The following is a 13,878-nucleotide window of genomic DNA, read 5'->3' as shown; positions in this document are numbered from 1 at the left end:
GATTAATATTTTTCTCTTTTTCCCATTTTTAGAAAAATATTTTATCTTATTAATTTTAATAGTAGTTAAATATTAACTATTTATATAGCTTTTGTAGTTAATATTTAATCTGTTGAGTAATTACATCTTATAAGTTAACTTTTTACTAAAAAAGGTTAAAACTATGACTCAAAGAGATATGGCAGGATATATTGGTGTAACTCCTGTTACACTAAGAAATTGGAGAAGAGAAAAACCAAAATTATATGAAATAGTTATGAAAGGTTTTGCCTTTGAAGAGGTAGTAAAAAAAGCTCAAGAAAATGCAGATGAACTTAAAGCCTTGGAAGAATCATTTAAAGTTAAAAAATGAAAAAACTAAATTTGTAACTACTCTAAGATTTTAGTTAATGTTTCTTTTAGTTTTGGAAGATGATGCCTAAGAATACCTTCAATAAGTGATTTATTAACTCCTTCATAATCATGTGCAATAAAATTTCTTACATCATAAGCACCTTTTATATCATTTTTATCGATATTTTTATACTCACTTTCAAGCTTATTTAGTGTTTCACCAATCTGTAATAGACACATAAGAGTTGCATCAAAGCCCATTTTATCTTCAAGAAGAGAAACTATTGAGTTAAATTTATTAATAAATAATTCAATGTCATCTATTTTTTCTAAAATAAATTTAATTCTTTTAGTATCAGACATAAATAGCATCCTTTAAAGCATCATTTTTAAATAACTTACTTGGATTATCAATTGTTGCTAAATCAATATTTGTTTTGAAAATATTTTTTAATTCTTCTTTAATTTCTGTTAACCTACTAAATGAAGAAAAGCCAGGATGTTTTTGACAAAATAGTTCGCCATTTATATCATATAAAATATCGATATCACTATTTTCATTTTGTGTACCCTTAGCATACGAACCAAATATACCTAAAAGTAATAAACCTTCTTGTTCATAGTGAGGTTTTAATTCTTTTATTTTAGACAATATTAAATCTCTATTTAATTCATACATTGCGAATCTCCGATTATATTACGTTACTCATATCAAAATATTTCTGATACCACTTAGAATTATTATATAAGAATAAAAATAAAAAATCACACTTTTTGCAAAAAAGTGCTAATTTATACGGAATAATAATTGTATGACTAAACTAAAAAGGACTTTTATGGCTTTTAATCCAGATGATTTTTTTATAACAACAAAAGTAAAAGATATACTTGAAAAATTTCCACATTTAAAAGAAAATGATTACACAAAAGTTAGTTTAGAAGATGAACTTACAAAACTAAACTTTGAAATCATCTCAAGGGATTATGATAATTTGGCATATAAAAATATAGAAGATTACTATGAGCTAGAAATAGATAGTATTATCTAGTTTTAGTATGGCTTTTTATATGATTTATTTGGTAAAAGAAGTTTACTTTTTCTAATCTTTCTTTTACTTTTTTTCTTTATAAGAGAGAATCTTAAAGCTCTATTAGCATAATATTCTTCTCTTTTTTCTCTCCAAGATTTCTTTTTAGAAATATACTTTTTAAGTGTGTGGTTATAGTACTTTAAAATACTGGACTGAGATATTTCTCTTTTCTTTAAAATATATCTTTCTCTTTGAACAGAAATTGATTCAACAATATTTATATACTTAACTTTCGCACCTAAAACCAAGCAATTTTCCAGTCACATCTCTTAATAGATCAATGATAGCTGTAAAATCCTCATTTCTATTGACAACTTCTTCAATTTTTGCAATCTCATCTAAAATAGCTAAAAATGCTTGCATAGCTATTGCTAGAGTATGAAGTTCACATTCTAAATCTTTAAACAATCCACCAATTGTTTTAGGTTCATTGCTGATACGATTTATATAGCTAACAACATTGTATGTAAAAAAAGATAGTGTAATTCTGGCTATCAAAGCTTCATAGATTCGATTCTCTTCTTTTCCGAATCCAAAGTGTTCACGAAGTTCTTTATACCCTTGTTCTATATCCCATCGTCTTTTATAAATATCTATAATCTCTTCATCACTAAGTATAAGATTGGTTGATACGATTGGTATTAAATTCTCTTTTGTTTTTATAAAAACAATTTTTAATTTACCAGCTTTTTTATGTTCAACTATGGTTGAAAAATACTCAAACTTTATCTTTTTGCCATATTGACCCATCTTGATAGATTTAAGCTTTTTAAATTTGTTATAGATGCCATCAAGGGTCTTTTTCTCTCCTGTAAAATTCCATATCCTGTCATTGTTTACCATTCTTGAAATGACTTGCAATCCAAGTTCATTCATAGTTTCTATAAATACAGGTTTAGAATACCAGCTATCTACAAGCAGATAATCTGCATATATACCACTAGCTACTGCTCTTTTAATCATCTCTATAGCAATTTGTGATTTCCCTTTTAAGCTTTCCAATCTTCGCTTATGTGCATTGGTTCGATGATCAATAATATTTGTAAACTCTTCTATCTTTACCCTTGCATAACTGTTCATAGCAATTGCAAAGTCCAACATAAAATTTGAATAACCATCACTATAGTTTAGTGATACAACATTTACACCTCTGATTTTTCTCTTTGCTTTATTGCTCCAAAGGTTGTCACAACTTCCCTCTATATTTTTACCAACTTTATCTTCAACAGTATCATCAAGTATAAGAACTCTTACTAGCTTTGAATCTTGCACTTTATGAAGTAGTGATAAGATCTTTAAAGAACTAAGAGATAATAGTTTTCTCCAATTATAAGAAGTATTGGAAAGTAATCGATAATATACATCTTTTTTGAAACTATCATTACTTTGATCCATAAAGGTTGATATTTTTTTATTCATAACCAGCATATATACAAAATGTAATACAACCATATGAACAGCAACTCCCTCTTTTTTAGAAAAATTGCTCTTGGTTAAAATAGTTTTCATATTTAACAAACGTAATGTTTCATAGATTGGATTTTTTAACTTATCGTTTATAATACCGATGATCTTGGATTCTATCTGCATTCTTACCCTTTAATATAATAGATATTATAGCTAAAAGTGCCTATTTAAGGGCTTTATTGAGAGTTCAAAATAGAAAAATATCATAGAAAAACAACTAAATTATTTTTATGTCAACAAGGATAAGATTATTAACTAAAGGAGTAATGTTTTAGGGAGATTTAGCTACAATTTTAATCAATTTAACGTGCGAAAGTTAAGTTATATATCTATCTCTTCTTCTTTGGATTATTTCATAAGCTGAAAAATTTTTATCCAAAATTGAAGCGAAATACTCATCTACTCTTCTTGATAACTTAATTAAATTTAGATGTATCTTTGTACCAAATACAAAATCAAAGATATTTAATATTTTTCTAAATAAATATAAAACTGATGAATAAAAAGCCTTTACAATCCAAAATCTTTCAATATAATTTATAATTTTTATTACAAAAAAGATTTGAATAACTGAACTAAAAATAAAAATAGATAATCCAAATACTAAAGTTAAAAACTTTCCAATAAACAAAATTAATACATAAAATACTTTTTGTAAAAGCCCAATAATAATTTTTCCAATATATGTTGTTAAAATATAATAAAAGAAACTCCCACCGAGGAAAAAGTATAAAACTGCAGCAATCTTTTTCATGAAAGTTGTATTTTTTATCTCATTTGCTTTTAATTTTAATACTTCTAAAAAATTCTTTTTAAATCTTTCAAAAGAGTGCTTTTTAAAATAGTTTGTAACTTGTTCAATAAAAAATCTTTTTATAATCACCCAAATGATTGAGATAAAAAATTTCTTGTATCCAATTTTTTTAACAATAGTTAAAAATGTCTTTTTAGCAACCACTGATTTTGTAGTAGCTTTACCTACAAGTAAAACAGTACTTATATCAATCACTAAAATATTTTCTATAAAGAATATTCCAATATCATCCCAATATTTATAAATTAAAAAACAAGACAAAACAAATAGTGATGTTTTTACTAGATTTAGATAACTATTTTTCAAAATATCGAGAAACCATTTTTTTAATTCTTAGATAAAAAACACTATTTTTTATAATATCAGCATAGTGTGTAATTTTATTTTTAATGATACTAATTCTAAGTCTTACCACTCTTTTTAATCTATTTACTCTTATTTTAAAGAGTCTAATAAATGGTATTTTAAATATTTTTTTTATTCCAATACTATTTAATACAATATTTAGTGTTGAAAGAATTTTTCCCACAATTACGAGTAATAGCTTTAATAGGTTTGAGGAAACAATAAAAGGCAATACATAAATCATAAGCCCCGAACTAACAATCAAAAAAACAATAATTACAAGATATGTTTTTTCATCTATTGCATCTACTTTTATTTTAAGCCACTGATAAAAAGATGAAGCATAAAGTCTATCTTTTAGTTTAGTAATAATTGATTTGATAAACTTTATATGAAGTAGAATATAATTGAAAATTTTCTCTAAAACTTCATAAATCTCAAAAATTACATACAGAAAAATTGATAGAATAAATTTTAAACTAAATTTGCTCTCTTTATCTTCTTCATCATTTTTTTTCATTTAAATCTCCAAGTGAGTTATTTTAATATATTAGAAGTGCAAAAAAGATAAAATAACAACTTAATAAAGGATAAAAGATGAATACCGAACAATTTTTAAACGATTTACAAAAAATATATGACTTTTTAAATGAACAAAAATCAAAAACTAATGAACTTATAAAACATCTAGAAAATAAAGAATATGATAAATTAACTATTATTGATGAGTTTGCAAAAACTTTAAATCTTGAAATGAAAGATGACTTAAGACTTGCACTTGTGACAAGACTTGTGAACTTAAGAGATGATTCTTTAGTTCAAGTGTTAAAAAAACTCGATAAAAATGAAAAAGAGATAATCGAACTTCAAGAAAAAGCATATCAATTTATAAAAGATTACTGGCAAGAAAAACATAAAAATTTAATTGACTATATTTATGATAATAATCTTTTAACTCCATTTTACCAATCAGTATTTAGTGGAGTTTATTCAGTTGGATTAGCTATGACTAAATGGCAAACTTCTTGGACAGCACACATCATAAATGGTGTAAATAAAGAGTTAGTAGCAAAATTTGATGGTGATGAAGAAAAGGTTATGAAATATCTTGAGGATGAAAAACTACTAGATCTTGGTCATGGTGGACAAGTTGCTGATAGATGTTATTCAGCTCTTGTAAATGATGGGGATAAATACACTTCAAAAGCATACATAGATGCATTTAAAAAAGAGACTACTGCTGTTGTTGATGCCCTTGAAGAGTTTGCAGATAAGCTAATAGACCTTGAAGATGAAATCTATAATCAAAAATGGGATTATGTACTTTATATTCAAGCACTTATAAAAGCATTTAGTGAACAAAAAACAGAACTATTGGTTTCAAGATGGGCAGATGTTGATAGAGCATGGATGAAGATTAAAACTCCTATTCAAATAGGACATCCACTTGAATACTATGAAGATCACTTTAGAAAAGCAGTAGCACTTGAGTGGGATATTAGACTTACAAATCCAAAATTTGCACAAAATGACCATAGAGTAAATAAAATCAAATCAGCATTTGAGAAGATTTATGACAATACTGAAAAGACAACTGGATACCAGAAGATTTATGATTTTAGTTTAAAATCACTTGATAAAGTTCAATTATATGTAGGAAGACCTGCACTATTCTTTGGAGCAGAATTCCAAGGACTATTTTCAGCTCAAGTTGTACCAAATGATGAAATCGTAAGTTTAGAAGAAGGTAAAAAAATCTTTGCATTTTCTGATGAGATTTTACAATCATCAAGAGCAAAACCATTTTTAGCCCTAAGTAGAGAAATATTTGGTCAAGAGTTACTAACAAAAGATAGAGAGTTTTTATTTAATGAAACCGCTTCATGGCACCAAGTATATGATATAAGTACTATTGGGCATGAGTATGGACATATTTTATGGTGTGATGATGAGACGGAATCAGTTATGAATAAAACAGGGAATTTTAAAAATATTGAAGAGTTTAAAGCAACAACGGGTGGTTTAATATCTTACTTTTTAGATGAAGCAACTGATGAAACACACCTAAAAGAGCAAGTTTTAATTGACTTAGTTAAAAGAAGTGTTGGACTTATAGGATGGATGGAAGTAGATGAAGTTCAACCATACTATTGTGAAGGATTAATTCACTTAGATGGTTTATTTGATACTGGCGTTTTATCTTGGGATGTTGAAAATAGTGAGCTTAAAATAGATATTAGTGATGAAAAATATGAAGAGCTAAAAAAATGGTATGTGGTAAATTACACAGCCTTAGCAAAACACTATTTAGATAAAAAAGACGCTACACAATTTTTAAATCAATATGCTACAAAATCAGGTAAATATTTTATGCCAAATGATAAAACTATAAATGAGTTTGTAAAATACTACTTTAAAAGATACCAAGAAATTGGTCAAGAGTTAGATACAGTTGATAAAAAAGAAAATTATATAAAATAAGAGGATTTAATCCTCTTATTTTTTAATTCATATCACGAACACAACGAACATAAGCTTTGCCATCTCGTCCTGATTTATGAAGACCTCCATGTGAACCATTTGCAAAGTAAATATACCATGCATTTCCTCTTGCTTCAGCATACGAAGTCGAACTCCAATAATTACCAGAAACAATATTTTCAAAAATACTATTTATTGATGGATTATATTTACTTAAATCAACAATACTTTTCAATTCATTTATATTTGGTAAACGCCAGTTACTATAACCTCCTAAAGTTAAATTCTCACAATAATCAACTGCTTCACTCCAAATTATTTTATCAGTCTTCACTTCAAAATCATCTTGCCAAGTAAGATTTGATACATCATCTATCACAACTTCTTGTATAGAATCTCTCGAAAAATCAGCAAATAAAAAATTTGTTAATAAAGCTAATATTAATATATTCTTTTTCATTTTTTCCTCTCTTATATTTCATTTAGTTATCTAACACAACGAACATATGCGTTTGCATTTTTAAAAGCATAAAAGTTCCAACCATTATTAAAATAAACTCCCCAAGCTTGACTTGACAATTTTGCAGAAGAAGTACTACTCCAATAACTATCTGAAATTGTATTTTCAAAAACACTATTCATTGATGGACTATATTTGCTATAATCAATAATACTTTCTAATTCTTCTTGTGTTGGTAATCTCCAATCATTATAGTCTCCTAATGTAAGGTTTTCACAATATGTAACAGCAGTATCTCCAATTGTATCGTCATAATTAGCTGCATCATAATTTGTTTGTGTTGACCAAGGTTTTAATGTAATTGCACCAGCATTATCACTATAATCATCTTGCCATTGTAATCCTGTTACTTTATCAATTACTATTCCTTTTTCTTTTGTATAATTTCTAGCTGTACCTTTCTTATAATAGCCATCATCAAAATTACTATAAGAAGCTGTTTGTCCAGTTGATAATTTTGCTAAAGAAAAAGATGATGAAGTAGATACAACTGTAGAATCATCTTTTATACAACGTATAGGTAATCCAGAAACCCTAATATTTGTAGAACTATTTACATAACCCATATAATAAGAACCTCCATATGGATTAGCTGTACTTGACCAAATCTCAATATTTTGAGTAGTTATTAAACCTGTTGTTCCATCACGATAACCACTATTTGGTAGTTTTAAAAATCCACTATAAAAATCCATATAAAAAGATGGTTCTTTTAATAGTTCATTATAATTTGGAACTCTAAATCCTATTGGACAGACAGATGTTCCATCTAGCTTTGACCAATTTTCAGTTCTTTGAGAACTATTACTATCATCTACATTTGTCCAGTCAAAATATGCACCATCATCACTTTCATCATCATTATCTAAAATAAAATTACTATTATTAGGTAAAATAGAGTTAGATATGTTTATAGATGTTGTTGAATTTAACTTTTCATGACCATCAGCATTTCTTCCCCATTGGAAATAATCACCAAAACATAACTCGTCAGTAGCCGAAGTACAAACTCTATTTGCACCAATATTTCTATCTAACCAAACTCTTCCTGTAGTTGGTGAAATCACTTTACCATAAGAAAATCCATTATGAGTTATTGTGTTTGTTTCTTCAGGTATTTCTTCTTCAAAGGTATAACCACTATTTTTTAATTGTTCAATATTATTTAATTGAACAGAATCAGTATAAAAAGATGGATATTTTTCTAAATTAAATAGTTCTTCCCAAATCTTTTTATATTCATTTTTTTTATTAATAGAATAAACACTATCTGAGTATATGTCACTAATATTTTCTAAATGAGAGGCACTTATTGATAATATGCCTGCTGTTGACTTAAGAATACTATCAGGAAATACTGAAATTCCTACCGATATTAATCTATCACGTAAATATTCTAAAAACGTTCTCTCTTCTAAATCAGTAGTTGCTTGATAAATTTGCATACCATATTGCATAAAAGCAGAAGCTCTGTTCTGAAGTATAAAGAGTTTTGAAAGTTCTGATAGCATGTTAGATTCTAAAGTATTATTTGTTAAAATAACTTCACTTTTAAAATATTCTGTAATTAAATTTCTTTTTCTTACTGAATAATCTCTCAAAATCTCATATCCATATTGTAAAAAATTAATACCCAAAGCTTTAACTGTATATTGATTATTTTGATTAAATAATTCTTCAACTCCAGTGTAAAAATCAGATGTTAGTCCTAATCCATCAAAAGTATAAGCATTAATTGCTATAGAAGTCAAAGCTTCAGTAATAAACATACTATTTTGTGCAGAATCTATTGCATTTATAGTCTTAACATAGTTATCATAAAACCTCATCATAGATCCTTCATCAAAGTTTAAAACACTATGTAAAGTTTGAAGAGAAGAAGTAAGTTGTTTAGCTTTATCTATTGAAGTAGAAAATTCATCATACTCTACTACTATACCTAAAGAATCTTTAATTTTGATGTTATTACTAATAACCTCACTAACTGTGCTAGTATTTATTGAAGCTTTGTATGTTTTTCCTCCTACACTTAATGTTGCATCAGGTAAACTTGATGTTTGTACTGTAAGCTTATATTTTGAAAAAATATTGTTAAGATAATATGTTGAATATTTATTTGTGAATGGAGTAGAAATTATCACAAAATAAGAATCATCTTTATCAGGTTGTTTTGTTAAAATAAATTTTTCATTTTTTAGTTCACTCGCCTTTCCATCAAATAGTATTCCATCCTTTTCTAATACCATTGTTGGAAATAATATTTTAGAAAAATATGAGGCATTTACAATTTGAACATTAAATTCACTTTCATCTAAAGAAAATATTGCTTGTATAGTTTTATCTGCTGATTTTATAGGAATAATATCAATTAATTTATCCTTATTATTGTAATCAAATACACTATGTAAAGTACCATTTATAGTTTTAGTTGAAGTATCTGATAAATTATATGGATTTACATTAACTTTTGAGTCGATAATACCATTGACATAAACTTTGTCAGTAATTTCACCTATTATATTTACTTCAGCATTTGAATCTTTAGATAACCAATTATTTTCACTGAATACAATTTTATATTGCCCAGAATCCAGCCTAAAACTAATATTACTATCACCAAAGATGTATAACTTTCCATCTTTTGTACTTCTAAAAAAAGGTAAACTTACTTTATTATAATTATCAGCCTCTTTTTTATAAAGTGAAAATTCAATTTCACCTTTTAAGTTTTTTACATATATGAGAGTATCTTGTTCTTCTTCTGACACTGTAAAAAATTTACTTATTTCTTTGCCATCAACAATATCTATACAATAAGTTAAGCCACTCAATGACATACCATTACCCAAAACTTCCTCAGTGCAAATATCAGTTTTTACTTCTTCATTATCATTTTTTACATTATTTACTAAAGAACCAGCAAAAGCTACTTGTTGATTTTGAGTTAATTCTAAATCTGTATACAATGTATCTAAGTTAATCTTTGGCTGTAATGCTTGTAATGATTCATTAGTTACTTCATCTATATCACTAATTGCTGGAAGTTGATTAATAATATGATTGTTTATTGTCTGTAAACTCTTTTGATGGGTAATATCATCTTTTAATCCAGAATCTGCTAAAGAACTTAAAATTGGTTCTTGATTTTCTGCCATTAGTTTTACAGTGATTTTTGCGATATTATGAATTTTTGTCTTTTCTAAATCACTTAAATTTGGGGAATCAATATAATTATCCAAAATATCTAAAGAACTGTCATTTATACCAACTTGCAGTTTATATTTTTCTTTTGCTTGTTCTAATGTAAGATTTTCATCAGTTTGAATAGATTTAATTAATGTTGAAACTGGACTTATAAATGCTGTTTCACCTTTTGGTGCACTTAATATATAAGGTTTTTGGATAGGAAGATTATCATCTTCATCAATTGCACCTACAGGAACTTCAACTATAAAAGAATATTTAGAAATATCGATATTTTTATCAATATTTAGTGTATATTGACCACCATTTACACTTTTTGTTTTTGGTTCATTTTCATCACATATTTCATTTTGATTTAAATCCAAACAAACATTTGCACCGACTATATATCCGTCTGCAACTTTTCCAGTAATAACTTGGGTATTTATATCTTTTACCGTTGAAGAACTACTGGTCCCTCCACCACAACCACTAAGTATAAAAATACTTATGAAAATAAATAATAAATTCCTAAACATAATGTTTCCTTTAAACATAATTTATAAAATTACTCTACTAAATAAACATTACATTTCACATTACATTATTAATTAAAAATACCTACACCTACATTTTTTTCTATTTTTATTTCAAGTTTTTGTAATTTATTTTTCAAACGATGGATAAAAATTCTTCTAGTATTATCATTAACATTAGAGTTGAACCATACTGTTGATTCAAAAAGTTCATAAGAGACATAGCTATTTAAATTATTTGATAAAAGTGTTAAAGCTAAAATCTCTTTTTGAGATAAAGGAACTTTTTGTTCATTAAAAAATAAAATATTTTTATTCTTATCAAAACTATAATAGTCATTTATTACAATAATATTATTTGTTGTAGACAAATTATATTTATTTATTGCAAGATTTATTAAAACTTCAAGCTCTTCTTTTCTAAAAGGTTTTAATAAATATCCTAAAAAATTTGTTTGAGAAACTCTTCTTAAAGTCTCAGCATCTTTGTATGCGCTTATAAAAATCACTGGAATGTCATATAAGTTCTGCAAAGATTCCACTATATTAATACCATCTAGTGCACCTTCGATTTTAATATCAGATAATACAAGATTAATACCATTTGTCTTAATCAAATCAAAAGCATCATTCGCATTTGATGTCTTATGAATGTTTTTTATACCAATTCTTTTTAAAATTTTTGAAATATGAAGTGCTATTATTTTATCATCTTCAATTATTAATATATTTATTTTTTCCATAGCTATAACTTTTTATAATATTTATATGTTATTTTTACATAAAGTTTTGTATTATTCACTTATGAAAATAAAACTATTCATATTTTTTATATTTTGTGTTAACTTTTTATTTGCAAATGTAATTGAAATATCAAAACTAAAAAATACAAATATATTAAATCAAATTGAAATTTATATAGATAAAAATTCTAAAAAAGATTTTAAAGAAATAATAAATTCTCCAACTTTATTTACAAAATATGATAAAGAGCATATTTCTTTAGGATATACTAAAGATACAGTCTGGCTAAAATTCAAAATCTTTAATGACTTAAGCAATACCGTAGAAAAAAAACTTGAAATAGATAACACAATGCTTGATGAAGTAATCCTATATGAAAAAATAGATAAAGATCATTTTATAGAGTATAAAAATGGCGTTTTTTATAGAAAAGAGTTTAACTCACTTATGAGGTATAATTTTGATATAAATTTAAAACCAAATGAAATCAAAGAGTACTTTTTAAAAATTAAAAGTGAAACTTCAAGTTCTTACTTTTATTTAAACTTATATGAAGAAAAAGAGTTTTTAAAAAAAGATATTAATTATCAACTTATACTAACACTTTTTTTTGGAGCAATGTTAGCTCTTATTATTTATAATCTTATTATATTTTATTTTACAAAAGAGATGGTCTATTTTTATTATGTTGGGAACATCTTTTTCTTAACTATAAGTCATATCTCTTTTACAAGTATGAATCTGCATTTTTTACCTGTAGCATTTGAACATATTGATGCCTATCTTACAATCTACTATATAATTTTTAACTGCATATTTGTTCTTTTATTTACTAAAGAATTTTTGGAATTAAAAAAATATAGATATATAAATATTTTAATAAGTACTTTTATTTCTATTAATTTAATCTTGATTCCATTTTCATTTATTTCAAATGAATATATTCTAGATTTAGTTACATATTTTTCATTAATAATTTTAATTACTGTTTTTTTTAGCAGTATAATAATTGCAATTAAAGAAAAAAGTGAAAATGCTAAATACTTTACAATAGCCTGGGGAATATATATTTTTGGCTATGTAATGCTTGGCTTTAAGCAAATGAATTTATGGTCTTTAATCGATTATTTTCCATATACATTTGAGCTATGTTGTTTTATAGAAGGAATGATGTTTTCTATAATACTTGCAAAAAAACTTAATAAAACTAAAGAACTTGAAATATCACTAAATAATAATAAAGTTTTACTAAAAGAGTTACATCATAGAATAAAGAACAATATGCAATTTATAATGATTATGTATAAAATGAAATTAGAAAAATTCACGAATGAGCAAATAGATAAAAAACTTGATGAAGTAGAGATGATAATTCAAGCTATTTGTAAAACCCACGAAATTTTATATACACAAGAAAATTTATATAAGATTGATACTAAAATCTATTTTAAAGAATTAATTGAAAAAATTAAAGAATCTTATGAGACAAAAAATATAAAAATTTCTTCAATTATTGAAGTTTCTCTTGATTTGGAAAAATCTATATATTTAGGAATTATCATAAATGAACTTGTAATAAATAGTTTAAAATACGCTTTTTCAAATAACAAAGGTGAAATAAATATCATATTGAAAAAAGATGGAAATAAAACTATTTTTATTTACAAAGATAATGGTAAAGGTTTTGATTATAATCAAAAAAAAGAAGAATCTTTTGGTCTTACTTTTATAGAATCAATTATCCAAAATGAACTAAAAGGTAGTATAAAAGTTGAAAGTCAAGACAAATTAAAAGTAACTATAGAAATATAGTTATCTTTTAAATTTAGCTATAAATTTAGAAAATTCTAAACAAAATTTCATTTTAAATCCATTGTTATTACTACTTTGTATAAAATATTCTACAATATTTGTATTTCCAAATATTGAAGCAAAAAATAGTGGTGTTGTTCCAAATCCATTGTTTTCATAAATATTTGCACCATTTGAAACTAATATTTTAGCAATCTCTAAATTTCCCTTGAAACATACTCCACAAAGAGGAGTTTGTCCTTTATAGTTTTTTTTATCTACTTGGGCATTATAATCAATCAAAAGTTGAACAGTATTAACATTTTCTCTATATGAAGCAAGCATCAAAAGAGTATTTCCTTTATAATCACAAAGATCAACAGACATACCACTATTTAATAATATCTTTAAATCCTCAGTCTTACCTTGTCTTGCATAATCAAAAGCAATAAGTTGCAACTCTTCAAATCTATTTAATTCATTTACTCTTGCTTCCATCTTAAAATCCTTTTATATTGGAAAATTTTTATTACTTAATAAATTTATTCTATATGATAAAATATTAAAAAATTC

General features: G+C 25.4%; 14 protein-coding genes. 4 read left to right on the top strand and 10 right to left on the bottom strand.

Annotation, left to right across the window (positions count from 1 at the left end):
• Positions 1–163: 163 nt before the first annotated feature.
• Positions 164–352 carry a helix-turn-helix domain-containing protein gene (locus APAC_RS04640; RefSeq protein WP_130233011.1) on the top strand — a complete coding sequence of 63 codons (189 nt, stop codon included), beginning with the start codon at positions 164–166 and terminating at the stop codon, positions 350–352.
• Positions 353–369: 17 nt separating this feature from the next.
• On the opposite strand, the gene APAC_RS04635 is transcribed toward APAC_RS04640, so the two are convergent.
• On the bottom strand, positions 370–696 hold the full coding sequence (locus tag APAC_RS04635) for a HepT-like ribonuclease domain-containing protein (RefSeq protein WP_130233010.1): 327 nt from the start codon (positions 694–696) through the stop codon (positions 370–372).
• A complete protein-coding gene (locus APAC_RS04630; RefSeq protein ID WP_130233009.1) occupies positions 689–1,012 on the bottom strand; it encodes a nucleotidyltransferase family protein in 324 nt (107 codons plus the stop codon). Before APAC_RS04630 ends, APAC_RS04635 begins: the two co-directional genes overlap by 8 nt.
• A gap of 157 nt (positions 1,013–1,169) precedes the next feature.
• Here APAC_RS04630 and APAC_RS04625 point away from each other — a divergent pair, with 157 nt between their 5' ends.
• Positions 1,170–1,382, top strand: coding sequence for a hypothetical protein (locus APAC_RS04625; RefSeq protein ID WP_130233008.1), 213 nt, complete (start codon positions 1,170–1,172; stop codon positions 1,380–1,382).
• 2 nt (positions 1,383–1,384) lie between these two features.
• Here the strand turns inward: APAC_RS04625 and APAC_RS04620 are convergent, their stop codons facing one another.
• The 4 genes from APAC_RS04620 to APAC_RS04605 form a co-directional block, all read right to left on the bottom strand.
• Complete coding sequence (locus APAC_RS04620; RefSeq protein ID WP_130233007.1) at positions 1,385–1,672, bottom strand: hypothetical protein; 288 nt, start codon at positions 1,670–1,672, stop codon at positions 1,385–1,387.
• Positions 1,650–3,014 carry an IS4 family transposase gene (locus tag APAC_RS04615; RefSeq protein WP_130232179.1) on the bottom strand — a complete coding sequence of 455 codons (1,365 nt, stop codon included), beginning with the start codon at positions 3,012–3,014 and terminating at the stop codon, positions 1,650–1,652. The genes APAC_RS04620 and APAC_RS04615 overlap by 23 nt, the downstream gene beginning before the upstream one ends.
• Before the next feature lie 193 nt (positions 3,015–3,207).
• The gene (locus APAC_RS04610; RefSeq protein ID WP_130233006.1) at positions 3,208–4,011 is read right to left on the bottom strand and encodes a hypothetical protein; all 804 of its coding nucleotides are present in this window, start codon (positions 4,009–4,011) and stop codon (positions 3,208–3,210) included.
• Positions 4,001–4,570 carry a hypothetical protein gene (locus APAC_RS04605; protein ID WP_130233005.1) on the bottom strand — a complete coding sequence of 190 codons (570 nt, stop codon included), beginning with the start codon at positions 4,568–4,570 and terminating at the stop codon, positions 4,001–4,003. The genes APAC_RS04610 and APAC_RS04605 overlap by 11 nt, the downstream gene beginning before the upstream one ends.
• 77 nt (positions 4,571–4,647) lie before the next feature.
• Here APAC_RS04605 and ciaB point away from each other — a divergent pair, with 77 nt between their 5' ends.
• On the top strand, positions 4,648–6,531 hold the full coding sequence (gene ciaB, locus APAC_RS04600) for an invasion protein CiaB (protein ID WP_130233004.1): 1,884 nt from the start codon (positions 4,648–4,650) through the stop codon (positions 6,529–6,531).
• Between the two features lie 22 nt (positions 6,532–6,553).
• Here ciaB and APAC_RS04595 read toward each other — a convergent pair whose 3' ends face one another.
• The 3 genes from APAC_RS04595 to APAC_RS04585 form a co-directional block, all read right to left on the bottom strand.
• Positions 6,554–6,991: an Lcl C-terminal domain-containing protein gene (locus APAC_RS04595; RefSeq protein WP_130233003.1), complete on the bottom strand. Its 438-nt coding sequence runs from the start codon at positions 6,989–6,991 to the stop codon at positions 6,554–6,556.
• 26 nt (positions 6,992–7,017) lie between these two features.
• Positions 7,018–10,773, bottom strand: a complete 3,756-nt coding sequence (locus APAC_RS04590; RefSeq protein WP_170170114.1) for an Lcl C-terminal domain-containing protein — start codon at positions 10,771–10,773, stop codon at positions 7,018–7,020.
• Positions 10,774–10,841: 68 nt separating this feature from the next.
• Positions 10,842–11,513, bottom strand: coding sequence for a response regulator (locus tag APAC_RS04585; protein ID WP_130233001.1), 672 nt, complete (start codon positions 11,511–11,513; stop codon positions 10,842–10,844).
• Positions 11,514–11,574: 61 nt separating this feature from the next.
• On the opposite strand from APAC_RS04585, the gene APAC_RS04580 reads away from it, so the two are divergent.
• Positions 11,575–13,326 (top strand): 7TM diverse intracellular signaling domain-containing protein, encoded by a 1,752-nt coding sequence (locus APAC_RS04580; protein ID WP_170170113.1) that lies wholly within the window; start codon positions 11,575–11,577, stop codon positions 13,324–13,326.
• Here the strand turns inward: APAC_RS04580 and APAC_RS04575 are convergent, their stop codons facing one another.
• A complete protein-coding gene (locus APAC_RS04575) occupies positions 13,327–13,803 on the bottom strand; it encodes an ankyrin repeat domain-containing protein (RefSeq protein ID WP_130232999.1) in 477 nt (158 codons plus the stop codon). It abuts the gene before it with no gap.
• Positions 13,804–13,878 lie beyond the last annotated feature (75 nt).

This window comes from Malaciobacter pacificus, from assembly GCF_004214795.1.
Lineage (GTDB): Bacteria > Campylobacterota > Campylobacteria > Campylobacterales > Arcobacteraceae > Malaciobacter_A > Malaciobacter_A pacificus.
This window is presented reverse-complemented; position numbering and strand designations above follow the sequence as displayed.

Bases quoted from the DNA above. Each gene is read 5' to 3' on its own strand.
- ciaB (WP_130233004.1), top strand. From the start codon at position 4,648: ATGAATACCGAACAATTTTTAAACGATTTACAAAAAATATATGACTTT.
- APAC_RS04640 (WP_130233011.1), top strand. From the start codon at position 164: ATGACTCAAAGAGATATGGCAGGATATATTGGTGTAACTCCTGTTACA.
- APAC_RS04590 (WP_170170114.1), bottom strand. From the start codon at position 10,773: ATGTTTAGGAATTTATTATTTATTTTCATAAGTATTTTTATACTTAGT.
- APAC_RS04630 (WP_130233009.1), bottom strand. From the start codon at position 1,012: ATGTATGAATTAAATAGAGATTTAATATTGTCTAAAATAAAAGAATTA.
- APAC_RS04585 (WP_130233001.1), bottom strand. From the start codon at position 11,513: ATGGAAAAAATAAATATATTAATAATTGAAGATGATAAAATAATAGCA.
- APAC_RS04625 (WP_130233008.1), top strand. From the start codon at position 1,170: ATGGCTTTTAATCCAGATGATTTTTTTATAACAACAAAAGTAAAAGAT.
- APAC_RS04575 (WP_130232999.1), bottom strand. From the start codon at position 13,803: ATGGAAGCAAGAGTAAATGAATTAAATAGATTTGAAGAGTTGCAACTT.
- APAC_RS04605 (WP_130233005.1), bottom strand. From the start codon at position 4,570: ATGAAAAAAAATGATGAAGAAGATAAAGAGAGCAAATTTAGTTTAAAA.
- APAC_RS04635 (WP_130233010.1), bottom strand. From the start codon at position 696: ATGTCTGATACTAAAAGAATTAAATTTATTTTAGAAAAAATAGATGAC.
- APAC_RS04580 (WP_170170113.1), top strand. From the start codon at position 11,575: ATGAAAATAAAACTATTCATATTTTTTATATTTTGTGTTAACTTTTTA.
- APAC_RS04595 (WP_130233003.1), bottom strand. From the start codon at position 6,991: ATGAAAAAGAATATATTAATATTAGCTTTATTAACAAATTTTTTATTT.
- APAC_RS04615 (WP_130232179.1), bottom strand. From the start codon at position 3,014: ATGCAGATAGAATCCAAGATCATCGGTATTATAAACGATAAGTTAAAA.